Consider the following 22,662-nt stretch of genomic DNA (forward strand, 5'->3'; position numbering starts at 1 on the left):
TCTCAAATTATAAAGGTCGGCTTAATTAAAATTATTTTAATTAAACATTGATTTTTATTAAGTTTGTATTATAATAAGACATGTATTATTTCTATCTAAAATGATTTAAGGAGAGGTGTTCACATAGTGAGTAATGAAAAGAAATACTTAACAACTGCTTCGGGAGCCCCTGTTGGTGATAACCAAAATTCAATCACAGCAGGCCACCGTGGACCTACATTAATTCAGGATGTTCACCTACTAGAGAAGCTTGCACATTTCAATCGCGAGAGAATTCCAGAACGTGTCGTTCACGCTAAAGGCGCAGGTGCTCATGGGTACTTCAAAGTAACAAATGACCTATCAAAATATACAAAAGCAGACTTTCTATCAGAAGTTGGCAAAACAACACCGATGTTTATTCGATTCTCTACTGTTGCAGGTGAACTTGGTTCGGCTGACACAGTGCGAGATCCAAGAGGTTTTGCTGTTAAGTTCTACACAGAAGAAGGTAACTATGATCTAGTTGGTAATAACACACCTGTGTTCTTTATCCGTGATGCTATAAAGTTTCCTGATTTTATCCATACACAAAAGCGTAATCCAAAAACGCATAGAAAAGATGTAAATGCTATATGGGATTTCTGGTCATTATCCCCAGAATCACTACACCAAATTACTATTCTACATTCTGATCGCGGGATACCAGCAACATTACGCCATATGAATGGATATGGAAGCCATACATTCAAATGGGTTAATGCCAACGGCGAATCTGTATTTGTTAAATACCACTTTAAAACAGTACAAGGCATTAAAAACCTTGATGTAGATTTAGCAGCTAAATTAGCTGGTGAAAATGCAGATTATCACTTAGAGGACCTTTACAATTCAATCGAAAATGGTGACTACCCTGAATGGAAGCTTTCTGTGCAAATTATGCCTGAAGAAGATGCAAATACTTATCGTTTCGATCCATTCGATGTTACTAAAGTTTGGTCACAAAAGGACTATCCATTAATCGAGGTTGGTCGCATGGTGCTTGATAGAAACCCAGAAAATTATTTCGCTGAAGTGGAACAAGCTGCATTCTCACCAGGACATTTTGTTCCTGGGATTGAGGCTTCTCCAGACAAAATGCTTCAAGGACGTTTATTTGCTTATTCTGATGCTCATCGTTACCGTGTTGGCGCTAACCATGAGGCACTTCCAATTAACCGTGCTAAGACAGAAGTAAATAACTATCAACGTGATGGTGCAATGAGATTTGATGGCAATGGTGGTAGCTCTGTAAATTACGAGCCAAACAGCTTTGATGGACCAAAAGAAACACCTGAAAATAATATCAAGCCGTTTGAAGTAACTGGGTTCGCTGATAGCGTTGCTTATGATAGTGAAGATCACTATACACAACCTGGAGACCTATTCCGTCTTATGAATGCTGACGAGCGTACTCGTTTAATTCAAAATTTTGTTGACCACATGCAAGATGTTGAAAAAGATGAAATCAAGCTTCGCCAAATCAGTCATTTTTACAAAGCTGATCCTGAGCTAGGAACTCGTATCGCAGAAGGTTTAGGCTTGTCTGTACCCGAAACAGCTAAATAACAATATATTAACAAAAACAAGGTCACTTCTTAGTGACCTTGTTTTTGTTTTCAAACATTGGCTTTCTTTAATCTGCTCATTAACTTTGTGCATATAATGAAAGAAAGCTCAAAAAATAATTATATATAATGGTGAAGTAGGTATAAGAGAATTCAGGGAGGAGAATAGAATAATGGAAGGAATGAGGATCGACCAACAGAAGCCATGTGATATTTCTTTTTTTGGACAGCCTACATTAGAATTGGCGAAAGCCTTACTTGGATGTTTATTAATAAAACAAACAAATGAAGGAGTAGCTGCTGGGATAATTGTTGAAACTGAAGCATACAGAGGGCCAGAAGACCAAGCTGCACACAGCTTTAATAATCGCCGGACGAATCGTACAGAAATTATGTTTGGTAATCCTGGGTTCACCTACACTTATTCAATGCATACCCATTGTTTATTTAATGTAGTAAGTGGTGAAAAGGATAACCCCGAAGCGGTATTAATACGAGCAATAGAACCTTATTTCAATAAAGAACTTATGGAAACAAGAAGACCAAATATAAAAAATGAAAAACAGATAACCAACGGCCCAGGTAAACTTACTAAAGCCTTAGGAATCAATATGAACGACTATGGACACTTACTAACCCAAAAGCCGTTATGGATCAGTGATAGTCCACTTTCTTCCTTTAGTATTTCATCAGGACCCCGTATTGGCATTGAAAATTCAGGTGAAGCAAAGCACTACCCTTGGAGATATTGGATTACAGGTAATAACTATTTATCTAGATGACCTACAAAGTTATATATGCATACCCGTCGATTATTACTTACATACTATTAATGATTAATTAACCCTTCTTAAATTAGTAAAGGGAAAAGAAAGGTGGCTATTCATGGATAAAAAGGATAAAAAGAGTCAAGTAAAAATTGAAAAAGCAGAAGATGTTGAATTTTCATATGAACTGGCAGATTCAGAAGACTTAGAAGCAGTAGAACGGATGAAAAAAGCAGATCAGCGCGCACAACAAAAATCAGAATAAGTAGAGAGCAAGTGCTTTTATAGGCACTTGCTCTAATTTTTACATTTATTTTACATTTTTTCAGATCCAATATTAGCCAACCATAGATTGCTCCTAAACTCAATATTGGCGTACTGTTTGACTCCCTGGAATCAAAATACAAAATAACCATTTTTTTTAATATTGTTAGAATTATTAACAAAACAGTAGCATTCTTTAAGCATTACCACCTTGTTACGCTTAATCAGCGCTGAGCAGGTTTAATGCTTGTTAATGCTATTTAAACTGGTTTGCGCTTTCTGCAAAGCAACACTATTATAATATAAGTACACATGAGCGAAAGATAAAAGTAAAAAGTAATTGAAGGGAGAATTTACCATTAACAGTCAAATAGCAACTGTAACTGCCCCTACTGAGACGGTTTACTTTGAAAAGCCAAAGGTAGAAGATGGTGCAGCAATGTGGGAATTAGTTAATAACTCAACACTTGATCAAAATTCAGCGTATAAGTATATTATGATGGCTGAGTACTTTAAGGAGACTTGTGTTGTAGCTAAAGAAGATGATAAATTAGTAGGATTTGTTACCGCCTTTATCCCTCCAGAACGCCAAGATGTGATTTTTATTTGGCAAGTTGGTGTTGATTCCTCTCAACGAGGAAAAGGAATTGCATCGAAACTTCTAAATGCACTAGTTCACAGAAGAGCTTGTGAAAACGTTCGTTTCATAGAAGCGACTGTTACCCCATCAAATAGTGCATCTCAATCATTATTTCGTCGCCTAGCACGTGATTATGACACTAAGTGTGATGTTAGTGATCTTTTTGGCGAAGAATTATTCCCAACTGACGGACACGAACCAGAGCTTAACTTTAGGGTTGGTCCAATAAATAGATAAAATAATTGTTTTGTTTTTAAAATCAAAATAAATCGTATCATTGACATACCATTTTCAGGGTATGTATCAACTTAAGGAGGACAATAAAAGTGAACGAAGATATGAATATTTTTAATACGTTAGAATCAGAAGTACGCAGCTATGTACGTAGTTTTCCCACCATTTTCACAAAAGCTAAAGGTTACAAAATGTGGGATAAAGCCGGGAAAGAATATTTAGACTTTTTCGCTGGTGCTGGCGCTCTTAACTATGGCCATAATCATCCAAAAATGAAAGAAAAACTAATTGAGTATATTACGAGCGACGGTATCACTCACTCTTTAGATATGGCATCAACAGCTAAAGCTGAATTTTTAAATAAGTTCAACGACGTTATTCTGAAACCTCGTGAACTTGATTATAAAATAATGTTCCCTGGACCGACTGGGACAAACACAGTGGAAAGTGCACTTAAATTGGCTCGTAAAGTAACAGGACGTACAGATATTATTAGCTTCACAAATGGATTTCACGGTATGACTATTGGTTCTCTTTCGGTAACTGGAAACTCGATGAAACGTAAAGGTGCAGGAATTCCATTACAAAACGTGGTTACCTTTCCATATGACAATTATGTAGATGATCAAAACTCACTTGACTATCTGGAACGCTTTTTAGAAGATAGTGGTAGTGGCGTAGCTATACCGGCAGCCATGATATTAGAAACCGTTCAAGGTGAGGGTGGAATTAACGCTGCTAGCCCTGAATGGTTGAAAAAAATAGAAAGTATTTGTAAACGATGGGGAATCTTGTTAATTGTAGACGATGTTCAAGCTGGTGTAGGTCGTACTGGTACGTTCTTCAGCTTCGAAACTGCAGGAATCAAGCCAGATATTGTTTGCCTATCTAAATCATTAAGTGGCTATGGCTTACCATTTGCTGTCACACTAATTCGTCCAGATATTGATAAATTCGCTCCTGGTGAGCATAATGGTACTTTCCGTGGAAACAACCATGCATTTGTAACAGCAACTGCAGCTTTAGACTTTTGGAAAGATGATACGTTCGAAAAAGAAATTAAAGTTAAATCAGAAATGATTTATAGCTTCCTTCAAAAACTTGTTGACACCTATCCAGAACTAAAAGGTGAAGTAAGAGGCCGTGGATTTATGGTAGGTATAGCATCAGAGGTTGATGGACTTTCTAATAAGATAGCTGCTAAAGCATTTGAAAATGGCTTAATCATGGAAACCTCTGGACCAAAAGATGAAGTGTTTAAATTGTTCCCACCTCTTACTATTGATGAACAAGGTCTGAAGCAAGGCTTTGAAGTAATAGAAAATAGCATTAGAAGTATCGTGAAAGAGCCTGTAACTATTTAAATTAGGATAAAACATAGGAAATATCGTAAAATAAGCAGTAATTATTTAAGCAAACAGGAGGAATTAATTAATGAAAGTAGTATCACTAAAAGACGTAGAAGGAACGAAACATGAAGTAGATGGTGGTAACTGGGTATCTAAACGCCTACTTCTTAAGAAAGACGGAATGGGATATACCGTAAATTATACAACTATTAAGCCAGGTACAGAAACACATATTTGGTATCAAAATCACTTAGAGTCCGTTTTCCTTACTGAAGGTGAAGGTGAAGTTGTCACACTTAGCGATAATAAAGTTTGGCCTATAAAAAAAGATGACCTTTACGTATTAGATAAGCATGATGAGCACTTACTACGTACTAAAAATGGAATGAGTATGGTTTGTGTATTCAACCCACCATTGACAGGTAATGAAGTACATGATGAAAATGGTGTGTATCCGGTAGATGAAGGTTAAGAATTCTAACCCCCTCAACATATTTGTTGAGGGGGTTTACTAATGAGCTGCGAAGTTTTAGACCATATTGAAAACCAACAAGATGAAAGTAACCTAAAAGCTACTAAGAATTCCACTTACTAACCTTCCAATACCTCTTACTATCCATACAATAAGTACTATACGGAAATAAAATAATCACAGGTATCCAATAATAAAAAAGTTCTATGATATTACTTTTATCATTTTTCCTCGGCTGTTTTCTCTTATCCAGAATCATCCCTCCATTTTTATAAACTTGCTTGTTTTTTTAAAAAGGTATAGTCTAAAAAATATGTTAACATAAATTTCCATAAAAAATTCTACTCATAAACATTCAGATAGCAATAGTCATGATAACAATTGTAAATAAACCTATTTAACTTCATCCCTAGGAGTTTGTATTGTTCCGTTTTCAAAAAAATATCAACAAAAAAATTGTGATCTCTAGTAAGAAGATCATAGCAGTTTGTGGGTTTTTATTATCCATTACATATCAAGCCTAGCGTTATATATACGCTAGGCTTGATATGGATTTATTTTATTTTCAATCGTAGATTGGATTTATGTTTAGGTTTCTGCCTCTGATCTTGAAATTCTTCTAAATCGGATGAACAGTTTGGACATCGGATAGCTTGTGAGGGAATGGACATACGACAAAACCGGCACTCCTTTTTTGTCATCGAATCAACAGGATGCTGATCCGGTCTTTTCCAGCGATTCATCTGTCTTATCATTAAGAATATAACAAAAACAACAAGCATAAACCTAATAAATGATGTAATAAACAAGCCATAATTTATGGTAGCAGCTCCTGCTTCTTGTGCCTCTTTCAAGGAACTATAATGCGTCCCGCCAAGAACAATAAAGAGGTTAGAGAAGTTCATTTTGTGTAATAACAAGCCTATTGGTGGAAGAAGCACATCAGAGACAAAGGAATCAATAAGTCCACTAAAGGCTGCACCTAAAACCAAGCCAATCCCCATATCAGCCGCGCTTCCTTTTAAAACAAATTGACGGAATTCTTTCATTAACCCGATCTTTACCAGCTCCTTTGGTAGAGTGATCTCTACCGACAATCAATCTCCAATTGTAGTATAAACTAACTAAGATTAAGTTTCTTAACCTTCATTTAAGTCAGGTGTCTGATGAAGATTTACTAACCAAAAAATTGGTCTGCTCTATACTATGAATCGACTAGACAGGCTATGCTTTTGTTTTTAAAAAAGTTATCTCTTTTTTCCATGGTGAAGATAAATTATAATTACTTAGATGGAAATAATAAAATAATTACGATTTAATCAGGGAGTGTTAAATTTGAAAAAGAACGTTGATGACTATTTACAAGAGGGTATCTATGGAACTAAGGAAATCAATCCTGCTGAACGAAAACTTTTTTTAGGCACATATAGAGAACGGGTTATTCTTGTACTAACCAAAGCACAAGTAATTCAATCTAAAGGAATTTCTGAGCTTGACCAGGCAATGAAAGCAAACCCTGAAGCTAAACTACTTTTGAACGGAAATGTTAACATACGTTTTTTTAAACCTTATAAAAAAGTGGCTTCTAAACACTCTATTAACTATACATCTGTTAAAAACAAGGAAGCAAAATCAGATTTTGGTATTGTGTTAACTCTTAATTATGCAATTGATAAAGAGGATATTTTTGTAGAAGAAAAGAATGAAACGAAAGAAGAAAAACCTAAAAAGACCTCACTATTAAAAAGGCTATTCGGAAAAAAGTAAAGCGGTTTTTTATGGCCTTACAAAGTTAGAACCATCCAGATGGAAGCTTTTGTTACTAATTTAGAGGTTCGTTTACTTCATACATATGAGAGCACCATTCTTAGTTTATCTGCTGCATGACCCCTCACCCAAGAAGTCCTTCAGAAAACGATGGCGTTTTTTTAACTACAGAGACTCAATGGTTAGAAACTTATGAGCAGTTTCAGCTGCTTGGAGTCCAAATAAAACTATGTTAATTTTCTTGTTGCAAAGAACATGCTACAAAATCCATCACAAATTCCAATAATAAAGCTATTGCAAAAAAAGCAAAAAAAGATCAACTGCAATTTGCAGTTGATCTTTTTTTGCTAACCTATACTTTCAAATTGTTTCTCATTAATGACAGTAACTAATCGTTCCATGCCAATCTTAATTTGATCTGGAGGAGCATTTGTGAAATTTAGCCTCATTGTATTTTCCTGTGGGTTAGATACATAAAAAGGTGCACCTGGTACGTAAGCCACACCCTCTTTTACAGCAGTAGCTAAAAGATCTGTCGTATTCACATAGGATGGCATATTAACCCAGAAGAACATCCCACCCTTTGGTATTTGATAAGATAATTGATCACTTTTGACGCTGTCTAGTATATCTCTCATTACTTCCATTCTACCTAAATAGGTCTTTCTTATTATCTGAATATGTCCATCAAGGTCAAAATCATCCAATAAATGAATTAGTGCATGCTGACTAATTGAATTGGTATGCAGATCAGTTGCCTGCTTCGCTTGTGCCATTAAACGAATAATTTGATGAGGTCCTACAATCCAACCTATCCTCATTGCTGGAACAACCGTTTTTGAAAAAGTACTTGTGTACATAACAAATTGATTATTGTCCATCGAAGCGATAGATGGAGGGGATACTTGATTATCAAATTGGATATCACCATATGGATCATCCTCAAAAATAACAACATGATATTTCTGGGCAAGCTCCAATAACTTCTTTCTTCGTTCCAAAGACCAAACCTTACCTCCAGGATTGGAATAAGTTGGCACAACATAAATACACTTTGGTTTTAGTCGGTTTATTTTATCCTCCAAGTCCTCTTCTATCATCCCATCTTCATCAGAATCAACTGGAACAATTGTAGTTTCATAAGAGTCAAAGACTTGTAGTGCTGCCAAGTATGTTGGGTTCTCGGTTAGAATAATATCACCCGGATTGAACATAATTTTAGCAAACAGATCAATCGCTTGCTGTGAACCCGACGTAACCAAGATGTCCTCAGACTTTCTGTATAAACCTTTTTGAGCCATTCTAACAGATAACCGCTCCCGAAGTTCTCTTACCCCTTCTGTTTCTCCATATTGAAGTACTTTATTTCCAGATGTAATAGCCTTATCGAAGGCCTGACGGATAGCTTCTACTGGAAATAAGCTTTCATCTGGTAAACCCCCAGCAAAAGAAATAACATTACCCTGGTTTACAACTTTTAAAATATCACGAACAGCTGATGACTTCATGTAACGAACTCGCTGTGAAAAACCATATCTCATGGTGTGTCCCACCTTCTATTTTCATTTAGTTTTAATATTAAGAAAAGTCAGTCTTTTTTGTTTTTAAATGTTTATATATTATAACATTATTGAGTAACATTACAAGGGCATTTATAATAGATATCGTATAAATAAACAATAGTCGCTAATCCGTACAAATGAGATTAGCGACACACTTATTCTGGGTTCAATATTCGTTTCAAAAACTGTTGTGTTCTCTCTTTTTGAGGCGACCTTAAGACTGCCTCAGGAGGACCCTGTTCTACAATTTGACCTTCATCCATAAAGATAACTTGATCTGAAACTTGCTCTGCAAATTTCAATTCATGAGTTACAATCGCCATTGTCCAACCCTCATTTGCTAAATCCTTAATAACTTTTAGTACTTCACCAACTAATTCGGGATCGAGTGCCGATGTTGGTTCATCAAACAACATTAGTTGGGGCTTGATTGCTAGCGCTCTGGCTATCCCAACTCTCTGTTGCTGTCCACCTGAAAGCTGATGAGGATATAGATTCATTTTGTCACCCAAACCAACTTTATTTAGAATGTTTTCAGCTAATTCTATCACTTCGCTTTTTGGCCTCTTCTGAACAATTAAAGGTCCTTCGGTTACATTTTCCAATGCAGTTTTATGAGGGAACAAATTATATGACTGAAAAACCATCCCTGATTTACGGCGAAGTTCAGTGATCTCTTTTTTCCTCATTGGCTTATCAAAGTTAACTTTAAACCCATCATCAAAGGTAAATTCCCCTTTGTTTGGGACCTCTAATACATTTAAGCACCGAAGAAGTGTTGTTTTTCCAGAACCGGATGGACCAATTATCGCTAATATATTTCCCTCTTCAATATCTAGATTGATGTCTTTTAAAACTTCCAATTCTCCAAATGCTTTTGTTAGTCCTTTAACTGATAAAAACACTTACATTCCCCCTCCTTTCACTATCGAGCAATATGTCGTTCTAACCGTGCCTCAACTCTATCCTGAATGATTGAAAGCACAAAACAGATGATCCAATATAATATTGCCGCTTCTATATATAGCAACATAAAGTCATAGGTCCTTGCTGCGATTTCTTGAGCCTTCCTAAATAACTCAGTGACCAGAATTAAAGATGCTAGCGAAGTATCTTTTACTAAGCTAATAAATGTATTGGATAGCGGGGGAATGGACACTCTAGTAGCTTGAGGTAAAATGATACGTCTCAAAGCTTGGCTATAGCTCATGCCAATCGTTTGTGACGCTTCCCACTGCCCCTTTGGAATTGACAAAATAGAAGCTCGAATAATCTCCGATGCATATGCTCCTACATTTAGGGAGAAAGCAATGATAGCACTAGGAAATGGGTCAATCGTTAATCCGATACTCCCCAATCCATAGAATATAATTGAAAGTTGAACGAGTAAAGGAGTCCCACGGATTGCTGAAACGAAAGCCCTAGCAGGAAACGTAAAATATTTACGGTTAGAAAGGCGCATAATTGCTATAATTAAGGCTATAGATAAACCTAAAACAAATGAAATTAAAGTAAGAGGAATCGTATATTTGATTCCTCCTTGGATCATTGGCCAAAGGGAGTTTTGGAACAACTCCCACCCTCCCATATCAGCCGATATTGTCAATAGAATATTACTTTGAAACATCTTCGCCAAACCATTTCTCTGAAATTTCTGCTAATGTTCCATCTTCTTTCATTGCTTCAAGTTGCTCATTAACTGCTTCAACCAACTCTTCATTTCCTTTTCTAAATGCGAAAGCTGTTTCTGATGCGTCTTCTTCACGTGCAGCAATTTTAATACCTGAATCTGGTTGTTGGTTGATGTAATCCAACACTGCTAACCTGTCATTTACCGTAACTTCCACACGACCTTGTTTAATTAATTCAATAGATTGAGCTAAACCTTCTACTTGCACTAGTTCCGCACCATTTTCTTCCGCGATAGCAGCAAAATTACTTGTTAATGATTGTGCGGATTGCTTTCCTTCTAAATCCTCAAACGAGGTAATTTCTGTATCATCCTCAGGTACTACGATAACAGCAGATGAAACTGTATAAGGTACTGAGAAATCATAGTTTTCAAGACGATCAGCATTAATACCCACTTGATTAGCAATTACATCAAAACGGGCCGAGTTTAAGCCAGCAAACATTGAATCCCACTGCGTTTCTTGGAAATCTACTTCCACGCCCATCCGATCTGCGACTTCTCTCATCACTTCTACATCATAACCAGTTAGTTCATCTTCTTCATTATGAAAAGTGAATGGGGCATAAGTACCTTCTGTTCCTACTGAAATAACCCCTTCATTTATAATTTGCTCATAAAGAGTTTCTTCTGTTTCTTCATTATTTTCCCCATTAGCGTTTGACGAAGAATCTTCACCTTCATTTGTTCCACAAGCTGCTAAAACTAAAATAAGCCCAAACACTATTATCCAAAATCCTTTTTTCATGTACATAACCCCCAGTAAGTTTGTCGGATTTAAAATTCCAGTTTTGATTATAACCTTGAATGAACTCTTTTGTAAATCAATTGATTTATTATTTCACTTATTTTATCCTTATTTAAAAATTTTAATTAAGTTTATAGCTTTTTGAAAAAAATCACTCTTTTCCAACGGATTTTAAAAAATAATAAATTACGATTAAATAAACAGCTTAGCGAATTCTGCTAAGCTGTTTCAGTTGTTAGATGATAAAACATAAAGTTTAACAATAATATTATCCTGGATAAACAACTATTCCCATTCCTTTAAAGATGAAAAAAAACGTTTGATTTTTTCAGTTAGCCTGCCTGCCTTATCTTTATCCGGACGCTGTTTTCTCCATTCATGATAGCTTGCAATTCCTATCAGTGTAGAACCTGCGATTAACAAGTAAGCCCACCATGGCATATTACCCCAATATGGTTTCGTTTGGTACATTACATTAAATAATAAAACACCAATACCTACAAAAAAGTAGATTTTTATCCTATATTGCATGCCGATAATGATAGATAGAAGGGCTAAACTTCCCATTAAAACAGCATCCCATACTGTATTACTTTCAATAGCATCTACTATTAAATAGGCTGTAACTAAAAGTAGAACAATTAACTCTACATACTTCATAATCTTGCTATAGTTATTCCAAGTTCGTAAGCTCAAGAAGATGGTGACGGATAATATAGGTAAAACTGTCAATTCCGCTCTGATAAGATTAGGAATCCATGAATAGAATTCAGATAACACTAAGAAATAAGCCGGAATAATACTAATAGCGCCTAACGTTTTGAAAGTCAGTTTAGGCATTAAATTATTTAGTCGGTTATCCTGAGAAAAGAACCAGATGCTTATAAGTAATATCGGCGCGATTTCAATCCAGACAGTGTTCTGCTCAGTCACGAATGAAATTGAATAAAATAAATAAAAGAGTGCTATGATCGAATACCAATCTACATAGCTATTATTTTTTTCCAGATAATACAATTTTTCATATAAGTAACGCCCGACAATAAGCAAGATTAAAAAACTAGCCATACAAATGAAGTAAATCACTATTGAATCAAACATATGACGTTGCTGCTCCCAGACTAGTAGTGTCAGAGCTAAGGGTATAACCGAAAAGACGGAGAGTTTCCGCTTGTGTAAAAACAATAAGTTAAATAAAACATATCCAAATATAGGTATCAATTCGATTGGTGAAAACATGTACCTTTCCGTTACAACTGTAAACAACCCCACCAGTGAAAATGGAATTATATACCACCCAATTCGATCACGCCAATTTTTTTGCTTAATAACTAGCCAACCAATTGCCATTAGAACACTAGATATTAACCATATATATGGTGAAGGCATCTGTACAAATAGATTATAATAACCTATGTTCGTTGCCAGCAAAATCGGAATTAGAGTCATTGCTGCATATAGGAAAACTTTAATTTGCCATTCGTTCGACCTAATAATTGTACTGTACAAATATATTGAAAATGGTACAAATAAAACCAATGGATTTATGTTTCCGCTTAAAACACTATCTAGTATAACCACCAAAATTAGTAGGAATAAAGTTACTTGAGCAAACCAGAAGAAATATGGTTTTAGCTGTTGAACTTTTTTCCCTGCAAAATATTCAATTAATAAAAGAATGACCGGACCAAACATTAGGTAAACAATACTTTGTTCATATGAATCAAGCGGTAATGGGCTTAATAATGAGCCATAAAACGCGAATGATGTTAATGCAACCAATAACCAGAAGATCGTTAGTTTAGTCCTGTGAACAAACCACACAAACACTCCAATTCCAATTAATAATAATAATGGTCTAACAAAATACTCATCAATTTCAATATAGTCAAGTAATTGCAAAAGACTAAATAAATAGGCAAATTGTCCGGTATAGAAGGTAGATCTAGATAAACCACTCTCACTATATCGCCCCCACCCAATACTAATCCCAAATAGCAACATACCTGCTACGGCATAATGAAATGGAATATTGAAATTATTTTCATATTCAACCGAAACACTTATAAATTTTGGATAAAGAACTAAAAAACCTAAGAGTATGCTCACTGAATGCCCCCATTCAGCAATGATCCTCTCCTGAACTCCTTGAGTTTTTTTGATCACGATAAAGCTAAGCACTGCAAGCACTAGGAAGAAACATGCCACTTTAATATATTCCATCGCTAGGGCACTATAAGCGATACACCCTATCATTAGAGTTATTGATAGATAATAGCTACTCCTTTGAATTGGAAGTATAAATTTATGCTTGTTATATATCCCTATCGCAAGGAACAACCCGACACCAAACAAGAACATAAACAAATCGGGGTGGTTAATACCAATCCAACTATTTATATTTTCCCAAAGTTGAAATCCCGCAACAATAATAAAGACAGGTGATAGATATTTGAATATCTTGTAGTTTGTTAAATAAGCCAAATAACAATAATTCAATGCTATAACAATATAAGCCACTAACAACACTAGGCTATTTTCATCAGCCTTTAAAACTATGCCCTGATAACTCACATAGACAAATACAAAAAATGAAATGATTCCGCTTGTAAAACGGAACATTCTCTCTAGGTAACTATTATTTTTTGTGATGAAGGAGAAACTTATATAGACTATGCCTACTAATGAATAGATTATAAATTCAACGTTTGCCAAAAAGGTATGCTCTACAAGCTGATAAACTCCGTAAGCAAATAGCGCAGTAAATACAAATTGGTATTCCTTTGTTCTGTAAACATAAACCATTGAAATATAGATAGCTGCAGTTAACAAAAGGTTAAAACTATAGAAAACTGCCTGTTCGTAAATAAATAACATCAATAATGTAGAAATTACTAAGTTTAACTGTGAATATGCTGGGAGTTCCTTTATGAATATAGCAATTCTTTGATTTACATTGATACGATGATAAACGTATAACAATGCAGCATTGAACAGCATAATCAAAAGATAAAATCCATCTAAGGATACTCCTGTAGAAGCAATTAGGAAAGCCACAGTTAATGTTAAAAATATGTAGGAAATCCAAACAAATAGGCGGCTCCTATGTTTCATTGCATTTCTCATATAAAGCGGAAGGGGAATTAAAGCTCCGATAAGACCTAAGAAATATCTCCCTTCACCTGTCAATGAAAGATAGGTGCCTATTAGCTCAAAGAATCCAATTGCTACTACAACAATAGGAATGAGCAAACTGCCAAGTGTTAAAAAAGCAAAGGCTGTTTTTTCAATCTTTAAGAGCTTACTAGAAACTCCGCTTAATAGTAAAAAGAAAATAGCAATAAATGAAATGGAAAATACTCTTAATCCGGGCCCCATCTGTTCCCAATTACTAGTCGCAACTACTAAGCCACTAATAAGCAATAATACAACACCTAGTATAAGCGACCAACTGATGTTCCGCTCCCGAACTTGTTCTTTGGTTAATTTCTTTTTCGGCTTCTCTTGTTTTTTTGGTTGTTGCTTCTCCTTTATTTCTCCATTAGGTTCAGCTTCGATCTTTTCAGCCAGTATGTATCCTTCTTGATTTGCTTCCCTTTGTCTTTTTATCGCCATTTTATTATAAGAACTGATAAGGAATTGGTAGTCTTTATCATTTATAAAATTATATTTTTTAAGATCTGCTAGCTCGTTTCTGACTATGTCTTCTCGTTCTTCTTGAGGTAATTTTTCCATCCATCTTCCCCCTAAAATAAACCTTTACTCACTTACTTATAGTTAGACAGTCTAGTTAGAATTACCTTCTTTTTTACAAGTAAATATTATACGTAGTTGGTCTTCTTTATTAAGCCTTTCTGATAATTCCTATTTAAATATAGGCTGTTTTCTAAAAGATTGTTGTTATTTTCGAATAGTCCATAGACTCCGACGTAACCATCTGACTTCCTTACGGTCTTTATGGGAATAATGCTATTTCGCCGCTGCGGAAAAACACTCCCTTTCCATGGGGAACGCCTCAGCCTCCTCGCTCGTAAAGAACACTCACTGCGGGGTCTTCAGACTGTTCCTTTCCCATAGGAGTGTCGTATTTTTCCTCCGCTTTGAGTAGCTCACTGTTCAAGGGTGGATCCTTGAGACAATAAATTCATGGGTTTTTTCTTAATAAAAAAACACTACTACTAGCGTAGGCGGAATCCATGGACATCTCGAAAATACCTGGGTTACTCGTCGCATGAGAACTTTGTTCCTTTTCACTCTAGAGTCGATTGTCTACACCACAATCAACCATTATAAGTATTTAGCTCTGGCTGGTTTAATGTAGTAGTTATCAAACACAACACTATACTAACGCAGGAAGTACACGGAGACTCCTGCGGGAGGGAATGGCATAGGTGAGACCCCACAGTGCGTAGCACGAGGAGGCTCAACAGCCACCCGCGGAAAGCGTAGTGTATTTCCGTAGTGGTGAAGAGCGTGGTATGTTACGACGCTTTTTATATCAAGTACGAAGATTAAAAAGCAACAAAACTTACGAAAAGAGCCTAAATAAAAATAGATGACCCAATGATTGTATATTCATCAATTGAGTCATCTATTTATCCTTCTGATTATCCTAAAACAGCACGATCATTTACTAATTGTTCTCCTCGAATTCGTTGAAATTCTTGTAATAGCTTTTCTATTGTGAGATCTTGCTTTTCTTCACCTGAAACGTCAAGAATAATTTGTCCTTTATCCATCATAATCAAGCGATTGCCTAAATCCAATGCTTGCTGCATATTGTGTGTAACCATTAAGGTAGTTAAGTGGAATTTCTCTACCACGTCACCGGTTAGCTTGGTGATCAGTTCCGCACGAGAAGGGTCTAATGCCGCCGTATGTTCATCAAGTAACAAGATGTTTGGTTCAGTAAAGGTCGCCATTAATAATGATAACGCTTGTCGTTCCCCACCAGATAGCATGCCCACTTTAGCATTCAAACGATCTTCAAGTCCTAAATGAAGCGTGTTTAAGTACTCACGAAATAACTCTCTCCGCTTCTTTGTAACCCCTATACGAAATCTGCGCTTCTTGTTTCTCGCATAAGCCATCGCTAAGTTTTCTTCAATGGTCATCGAAGGAGCAGTTCCAGCCATTGGATCCTGGAACACCCTTCCTATATAATTTGATCGTTTAAATTCAGGTAGAGGGGTAACATCTTTATTATTTATTTTTACAGTTCCGATGTCGGGCTTCAAGCTACCGGAAACAACATTCATCAGTGTCGATTTCCCAGCACCATTACTACCAATCACAGTAACAAATTCGCCTTGTTCAAGAGTTAAATTAATATCCTGCAACGCCTTTTTTTCGTCAGGTGTATCTTCATTAAAAGTTACTGATATATCACTCAAATATAACAATTGTTACGCCCCCTTTGCCTTGTTGTTTAAATCGATTCGTTTCCGTTGGCGTCGTTTTTGTTCTCTTACTGTTGCAATAACTTTAGGAGTAACTAAAGCTGCAACAACTAGAATTGCTGAGATCAACTTCATATCTCCCGTTTCAAGGAAATCCACCTTAAGCGCCGCCGTGACCACCATACGATAGACAATCGCCCCAAGTATAACTGCAAGTGTTGTTCTTACAATGGTTTTCTTTCCGAACAACGCTTCACCGATAATAACGGAGGCAAGTCCAATAACAATCATTCCGATTCCAGATTTTAAATCTACAAAACCATCATTTTGAGCAATTAAGGCACCTGATAATGCTACCAATCCATTTGAAAAACCTAACCCAACAATTTTTAAGGTATCGGTATTTGCTGACAAACTACGAATCATCTTCTCATTATCACCAGTAGCTCGAAGTGCCAAGCCAATCTCTGTTTTTAAATAATAGTCCGTTATTAATTTTACGATCACTGTAATAATAATCATCACAAAGATAACAATCCATGTACCTGGTACTACTTCTACTCCGATGGAGGTAAGTAAACCGTTTAAAAATTGATCAATTCCTGTCTTTTCCCATGCCGTCTCTAGAAAATTAAACACAGTTGGTTCATTTAACAGTGGTATATTGGGACTCCCACCCATTATTCTTAAATTGATTGAATATAAGGCGGTCATCATTAAAATACCTGATAATAATGGATTTATTTTCCCTTTTGTATTTAATATCCCTGTAATGTTTCCAGCCACGAAACCAGCCACTGCTGCTAGTACCGTTGCAATAATAGGTGAAACACCATTGACAATACACATTGCAGCAACTGCAGCACCAGTTACAAAACTTCCATCAACAGTTAAATCAGGAAAATCTAAAACCCGAAAAGATAAATAAACACCAAGTGCCATGATTGCAAAAATTATACCTGATTCAACGGCTCCGAACATTGAAAAAAACATGCTGTATCTCTCCCTTGTCGCTTAAAAAGAAAACCGACATTAAACCTTAACGGGATAATGTCGGTTTAGTTTTACTATTAGTAAAATTTAAAGTTAAACAGTCTTACTCTTCTGCTGTTTCTAGGAATTGAGCTTTTTCATCCCACTCAGCATTCCATTCAATCCCCTGCTCTTCTGCAGCACCTTTATTAATAAACAGCTGCATTTCAGGTGGAACCTCCACCGGAATATCCGATGTTGCTTTTTGACCTGTTAATACTTCAACTGCCATTTCACCAGCACGGTAACCTATCGTATGGTAATCAATTCCAAAGGTTGCAAATCCACCTTTTTCTACAGAGTTCGGTTCACCAACAATTAGAGGTATATCTTGTTCATTCGCAACACCGATAACTGCTTCTAAAGCATCTACAACAGTGTTATCTGTAATAACATAAATAACATCTGCCTCACCAACTAATGTTGTCGTAGCTGTCTGTACATCGGCTGAAGTAGCGACAGTACGCTCGACTGTACTTAAACTAGTTCCTTCAATAGCAGCGTTTACTGCATCAATCTGAGCTACTGAATTTGCCTCACCAGAATTGTAAATAAGTCCAACTTTTGCTCCTTCAAAGTAAGTATCAATAAAATTCACTGTGTTTACTATTGAATCTGGGTGAAGGTCAAGTACACCAGTGATATTCTCACCTGGTTGATCCATCGCTTCCACTAATCCACCTGCAACAGCATCTGTTACAGAAGTAAAGATAATAGGAATATCACTAGTTGCTGATAAAGCACTTTGTGCACTTGGAGTGGAATTAGCGAAAATCAAATCCACATTATCTGCTACAAAGTTATTAGCGATAGTTTTACCATTATTCACATCATTTTGAGCACTTTGAAAATCATACTCTACCTCTAAGCCTGCATCTGCGATTGCATCTTTAAAACCTTGGTAGGCAGCATCAAGAGAAGGATGCTCAACAATTTGTGTAGCACCAATTGTGTAAGTCTCTGTTTCCGCCTCATCTGATCCCTCACTTTGCTCTTCCTGGTCTGTCTCCTCTTCAGATTCTGCTGGAGAATCTGACCCTGAAGAATTGGTTTCTTCACCTGCTCCACATGCCGCTAAAATTAACATACTTATAATTGCTAAACCCAAAAAATAGAGCCACTTGTTCTTCATTAGTCATTCTCCCCCTATAATCTATATCTTTTAAATATTCTAAAGATTTGAAGAACATTATATCACATAATTACTTAACCATGTACATCTTTATACAATAAATTTCTGATATTATTTTATAGTAAAAGTGTATAAAATTTCTTAACTTGTTTAGAACTTCCATTTATAGCAAACTATAGAAGCACAGACTTCTTCTTATGTAATCCAATCCATATCAACGAGGAGTATTAAATATGCAAAATTTCATTGTTATTGGCGCGGGAATACTCGGTTCTTCAACCGCCTATCATTTAGCTAAGGCCGGGGCAAACGTCACAATGATTGATCAAAAAGGACCGGGGCAAGCAACAGATGCGGCAGCTGGTATCGTTTGTCCGTGGTTATCTCAACGCAGAAATCAAGCATGGTACCAGTTAGCAAAAAATGGAGCCCGCTACTATCCAAGCTTAGTCAACTCACTTGAAAAGGACGGGGAAGCTGATACTGGATATGCGCGTGTCGGAGCAATAAGTATTCATCAAGAAAAGAAAAAGTTAGAAGCAATGATTGAAAGAGCAATACAAAGGCGTGAAGATGCACCAGAAATAGGAGATATTAAACTTCTAAATGCGAACCAGACGAAATCATTATTTCCTCCTTTGGCGGAAGGCTATGGGGCGGTACACGTTAGTGGTGCTGCTCGTGTGGATGGACGTTTATTACGTGACTCCTTACAACGAAGTGCCATAAAACATGGAGCAAATTTTATTGAAGGCACCGCTAAAATTAAGCTAACCAACAACAAAGCAACAGGAGTTTTAATAAATGGTGATGAACTAGCTGCAGATACAGTTATCGTTACTGCAGGAGTTTGGGCAAAAGATTTACTGAAGCCTTTGGGTGTGTCATTTTTAGTTGAATCACAAAAGGCCCAAATTGTGCATCTAAAGCTTCCTGAACAAGATACAAGCGAATGGCCTGTCGTAATGCCTCCGAATGATCAGTATCTGTTGGCCTTTGGTGATAGTAGAGTAGTTATTGGTGCTACTCACGAAAACAATGTCGGACTAGATTATCGCGTTACTCCTGGTGGATTAAAGGAAATATTCGGAAAAGCCTTACATGTTGCTCCTGGACTTTCAACTAGCACTTTCATTGAGGCAAGAGTTGGATTTCGGCCATCTACTCCAGGATTTCTCCCGGTTATAGGATCACTTCCAACCCATGAAGGGGTTTTAATAGCAAATGGTTTAGGTTCTTCAGGTTTAACTACAGGCCCTTATCTAGGGTCTGAGCTAGCAAAAATAGCTCAGGGGATACCTACGGAAATAAACGTAGACCTTTATCCAGTAAGCGGGGCATTAGGATAATTGTATTTTTATACATTTACAGAAAAATCCCTCGAAGGAAATAAGCACTTTCCATCGAGGGATTTTTAACATTACTATTTGAAATAATCTGTTACTGCACCTTTAGATGAACAGGAAACATTATGTGCATATTTCCCTAATACACCTTTAGAATATAACGGTCGTGGCACCCAATTTTTGCGGCGGTTTTCTAGCTCCGCTTCAGGGACATCCATCGTAATTTCTTGCAAATCTGAATCAATGGTGACCAAATCACCCTCTTGTAAAAGTGCTATTGGTCCTCCCACTTGAGCTTCTGGAGCTATGTGTCCTACCACTAAACCATGAGTACCACCTGAGAATCTTCCATCAGTTAGTAGTGCAACACTTTCCCCCATACCTTTACCAACAAGAATCGCTGATATTGACAACATCTCCGGCATACCAGGCCCGCCTTTAGGTCCCACATGACGAATAACTAATACATCACCTTCATTAATTTTGTTATTAATAACGGCTGTTGTTGCTTCATCTTCTGTATCAAACACCCGCGCTGGTCCCGTATGACGTTTAACCTTCACACCAGAAACTTTTGCAACTGCACCACTTGGCGCAAGATTTCCTTTTAAGATAACTAATGGCCCATCTTTCCGTTTTGGATTATCAAACGGTAAAATAATATCCTGTCCTTCTTGTAAGGAAGGGGCATCCTTTAAATTCTCTGCAATCGTATTTCCTGTTACAGTTAAACAATCACCATGCAAATAACCAGCTTCAAGTAATAGCTTCATTACTGCAGGAACGCCACCAACTCGATGTAAATCTTCCATTACATATTTACCACTTGGTTTCAAATCTGCAAGATGTGGTACTTTCTTTTGGATACGGTTAAAGTCATCAATCGTTAAATCAACGTCAACAGCATCTGCAATAGCCAACAAGTGAAGTACCGCATTAGTTGATCCACCTAACACCATAACTAGAGTAATTGCATTTTCAAAGGCTTCTTTAGTCATAATGTCCTTCGGATAGATACCTTTTTCTAATAAATTATACACTGCAGCTCCAGCTTTATTACAATCCTCAGATTTTAGGCTTGATTCAGCGGGATTGGAAGAGCTACCTGGTAAACTCATACCGAGTGCTTCTGCAGCGGATGCCATTGTATTTGCTGTGTACATACCACCACAAGAACCAGCACCTGGACAAGCATGACATTCTATTCCGTGTAGCTGTTCATCGCTAATGTCGCCATTGTTGTGTTTACCTACACCTTCGAACACAGAAACAATATCTAATTTATCTCCATTGAGATGGCCTGCTGCGATTGTACCACCATAAACAAAGACAGATGGAACTTCAGCTTGTCCAATCGCAATCAAACATCCAGGAATATTTTTATCACAGCCACCAATTGCTACAAGGCCATCAAGGTTCTCTGCACCAACTACCGTTTCAATCGAATCTGCAATTACATCTCTACTTGGTAAAGAATAACGCATTCCTGAAGTACCCATCGAAATACCATCGGATACAGTTATTGTGTTGAAAATTAAAGGTACAGCTCCCGCTTTTCTAGCACCATCCTTGGCACTTCGAGCTAAATCATCAATATGGATATTACAAGGAGTAACTTCACTCCATGTACTAGCAACACCAATCATTGGTTTTTTAAAATCTTCATCAGTTACCCCAACAGCACGTAACATAGCGCGGTTTGGAGCTCTTTTTGCATCATCGAATACTTTACTTTTAATACGCAAATCCTTTTTCATAAACGATTCCTCCTGACCATTCTCTTGTAATAACTATAATAGTTAACTAAAAATTGTTCAATGAATTTGTTAAATTCAGATTTTTAATTTTACCTATTTAAATTTAACACTTTTAATTATATAAATATACTGTTTTCACCTTAATTTCACATAATAAGTTCTAAAAAGTATGATATATGATATCACAAACAACTTGCACCGTTAAAATCAATGTGATATTTTATTTAGCAATACCCTTTTATAAATAATTTATAATTTTATAAAAAATTCACATGTAAAGGAGGTTAAATTGATGAGAAATGTCACCTTAGAAAAATTATTTACACACCCTATTGCACAAAAGTATTTAGGTAGATCTGGCATTGCTCATGCAATTACTGTAGCTGAAAAAGCTTATATAATTGCTAATTCATATAAAGTTGATCCTGATCTAGCTGCAAAGGCTGGGCTCTTACATGATATTGGTCATTATAAATGGTATCGTAATGGTGAATGGGACTATGAATCATATAAGGAAAATGATATTCATGCCATAAAAGGAGCTGCAAGAGCTCATAAATTGTTAATTCGATCTGGCGAGAATCCGCAAAGCGCCAAAACGATTGCTCTAGCAATATTGCTACACACTGATTCCTATCTCCCCGATGGAGAACTACAGCTGAATCCATTACAGCTTGTAGTATCTCTAGCTGATGAGGCCGATGAGGAACCAAGCGGAGCGCATCATTATCGAACTATTGACCAATTTTCTGCACTTGAAAGAATTCAACGATTGGATAGTTTAATTGATAAACCCCAGCAATCAAACCAAGAAAAGACAAGTTAAGCCTTTGAATTAAGCAAATGGAGAACCAATCCCCGAAAGCAATAAACTCATCAGACTATCTTTAGAAATATTCATCACCCCATTTAGAAAA

Annotated in this window: 19 protein-coding genes; 9 read left to right on the forward strand and 10 right to left on the reverse strand. The window is 36.5% G+C overall.

Translation table 11 applies throughout. The annotated features are described in order from the left end of the window. The first annotated feature begins 126 nt into the window (after nt 1–126). The 6 genes from katA to GH741_RS13965 all read left to right on the forward strand — a co-directional run bounded on the left by katA (nt 127) and on the right by GH741_RS13965 (nt 5,312). Complete coding sequence (gene katA, locus GH741_RS13940; protein WP_338079449.1) at nt 127–1,587, forward strand: catalase KatA; 1,461 nt, start codon at nt 127–129, stop codon at nt 1,585–1,587. Nucleotides 1,588–1,768: 181 nt separating this feature from the next. Next, on the forward strand, nt 1,769–2,368 hold the full coding sequence (locus GH741_RS13945; protein WP_153737450.1) for a DNA-3-methyladenine glycosylase: 600 nt from the start codon (nt 1,769–1,771) through the stop codon (nt 2,366–2,368). Between the two features lie 103 nt (nt 2,369–2,471). After that, nucleotides 2,472–2,618 (forward strand): YfhD family protein, encoded by a 147-nt coding sequence (locus GH741_RS13950; RefSeq protein ID WP_153737388.1) that lies wholly within the window; start codon nt 2,472–2,474, stop codon nt 2,616–2,618. A 339-nt stretch (nt 2,619–2,957) separates the two neighbouring features. Then, on the forward strand, nt 2,958–3,494 hold the full coding sequence (ectA, locus tag GH741_RS13955; RefSeq protein WP_153737389.1) for a diaminobutyrate acetyltransferase: 537 nt from the start codon (nt 2,958–2,960) through the stop codon (nt 3,492–3,494). Nucleotides 3,495–3,583: 89 nt separating this feature from the next. Then, the gene (gene ectB, locus GH741_RS13960; RefSeq protein WP_338079450.1) at nt 3,584–4,855 is read left to right on the forward strand and encodes a diaminobutyrate--2-oxoglutarate transaminase; all 1,272 of its coding nucleotides are present in this window, start codon (nt 3,584–3,586) and stop codon (nt 4,853–4,855) included. A 70-nt stretch (nt 4,856–4,925) separates the two neighbouring features. Further along, the gene (locus tag GH741_RS13965) at nt 4,926–5,312 is read left to right on the forward strand and encodes an ectoine synthase (protein ID WP_153737390.1); all 387 of its coding nucleotides are present in this window, start codon (nt 4,926–4,928) and stop codon (nt 5,310–5,312) included. A 554-nt stretch (nt 5,313–5,866) separates the two neighbouring features. Here GH741_RS13965 and mscL read toward each other — a convergent pair. After that, nucleotides 5,867–6,361 carry a large conductance mechanosensitive channel protein MscL gene (mscL, locus tag GH741_RS13970; RefSeq protein ID WP_153737391.1) on the reverse strand — a complete coding sequence of 165 codons (495 nt, stop codon included), beginning with the start codon at nt 6,359–6,361 and terminating at the stop codon, nt 5,867–5,869. A gap of 286 nt (nt 6,362–6,647) precedes the next feature. Here mscL and GH741_RS13975 point away from each other — a divergent pair, with 286 nt between their 5' ends. Next, entirely contained in the window at nt 6,648–7,079 is a 432-nt protein-coding gene (locus tag GH741_RS13975) for a YueI family protein (protein ID WP_153737392.1), read from the forward strand. 347 nt (nt 7,080–7,426) lie between these two features. Here the strand turns inward: GH741_RS13975 and GH741_RS13980 are convergent, their stop codons facing one another. From GH741_RS13980 to GH741_RS14015, 8 genes are all read right to left on the reverse strand, one after another. After that, the gene (locus tag GH741_RS13980; protein WP_153737393.1) at nt 7,427–8,620 is read right to left on the reverse strand and encodes an aminotransferase-like domain-containing protein; all 1,194 of its coding nucleotides are present in this window, start codon (nt 8,618–8,620) and stop codon (nt 7,427–7,429) included. A gap of 176 nt (nt 8,621–8,796) precedes the next feature. After that, the gene (locus tag GH741_RS13985; RefSeq protein ID WP_338079452.1) at nt 8,797–9,546 is read right to left on the reverse strand and encodes an amino acid ABC transporter ATP-binding protein; all 750 of its coding nucleotides are present in this window, start codon (nt 9,544–9,546) and stop codon (nt 8,797–8,799) included. A gap of 20 nt (nt 9,547–9,566) precedes the next feature. Beyond that, entirely contained in the window at nt 9,567–10,268 is a 702-nt protein-coding gene (locus tag GH741_RS13990; protein ID WP_153737394.1) for an amino acid ABC transporter permease, read from the reverse strand. Continuing rightward, nucleotides 10,255–11,079 (reverse strand): amino acid ABC transporter substrate-binding protein, encoded by an 825-nt coding sequence (locus tag GH741_RS13995; RefSeq protein ID WP_153737395.1) that lies wholly within the window; start codon nt 11,077–11,079, stop codon nt 10,255–10,257. Before GH741_RS13995 ends, GH741_RS13990 begins: the two co-directional genes overlap by 14 nt. A 285-nt stretch (nt 11,080–11,364) precedes the next feature. Further along, on the reverse strand, nt 11,365–14,814 hold the full coding sequence (locus tag GH741_RS14000; RefSeq protein ID WP_153737396.1) for a hypothetical protein: 3,450 nt from the start codon (nt 14,812–14,814) through the stop codon (nt 11,365–11,367). An 872-nt stretch (nt 14,815–15,686) separates the two neighbouring features. Beyond that, a complete protein-coding gene (locus GH741_RS14005; protein ID WP_153737397.1) occupies nt 15,687–16,481 on the reverse strand; it encodes an ABC transporter ATP-binding protein in 795 nt (264 codons plus the stop codon). 3 nt (nt 16,482–16,484) lie between these two features. Then, complete coding sequence (locus GH741_RS14010) at nt 16,485–17,471, reverse strand: ABC transporter permease (protein ID WP_153737398.1); 987 nt, start codon at nt 17,469–17,471, stop codon at nt 16,485–16,487. A 103-nt stretch (nt 17,472–17,574) separates the two neighbouring features. Further along, complete coding sequence (locus GH741_RS14015; protein WP_153737399.1) at nt 17,575–18,642, reverse strand: ABC transporter substrate-binding protein; 1,068 nt, start codon at nt 18,640–18,642, stop codon at nt 17,575–17,577. A 233-nt stretch (nt 18,643–18,875) separates the two neighbouring features. On the opposite strand from GH741_RS14015, the gene GH741_RS14020 reads away from it, so the two are divergent. Beyond that, nucleotides 18,876–19,991: an NAD(P)/FAD-dependent oxidoreductase gene (locus GH741_RS14020; RefSeq protein ID WP_153737400.1), complete on the forward strand. Its 1,116-nt coding sequence runs from the start codon at nt 18,876–18,878 to the stop codon at nt 19,989–19,991. Between the two features lie 74 nt (nt 19,992–20,065). On the opposite strand, the gene ilvD is transcribed toward GH741_RS14020, so the two are convergent. Continuing rightward, nucleotides 20,066–21,745 carry a dihydroxy-acid dehydratase gene (gene ilvD, locus GH741_RS14025; RefSeq protein WP_153737401.1) on the reverse strand — a complete coding sequence of 560 codons (1,680 nt, stop codon included), beginning with the start codon at nt 21,743–21,745 and terminating at the stop codon, nt 20,066–20,068. 292 nt (nt 21,746–22,037) lie between these two features. Between ilvD and GH741_RS14030 the strand changes: the two genes are divergently transcribed. Next, nucleotides 22,038–22,571, forward strand: coding sequence for an HD domain-containing protein (locus tag GH741_RS14030; RefSeq protein WP_153737402.1), 534 nt, complete (start codon nt 22,038–22,040; stop codon nt 22,569–22,571). The last annotated feature ends 91 nt before the right edge of the window (nt 22,572–22,662 follow it).

Origin of the sequence: Aquibacillus halophilus, from assembly GCF_009649745.1 — a bacterium.
GTDB lineage: Bacteria > Bacillota > Bacilli > Bacillales > Amphibacillaceae > Aquibacillus > Aquibacillus halophilus.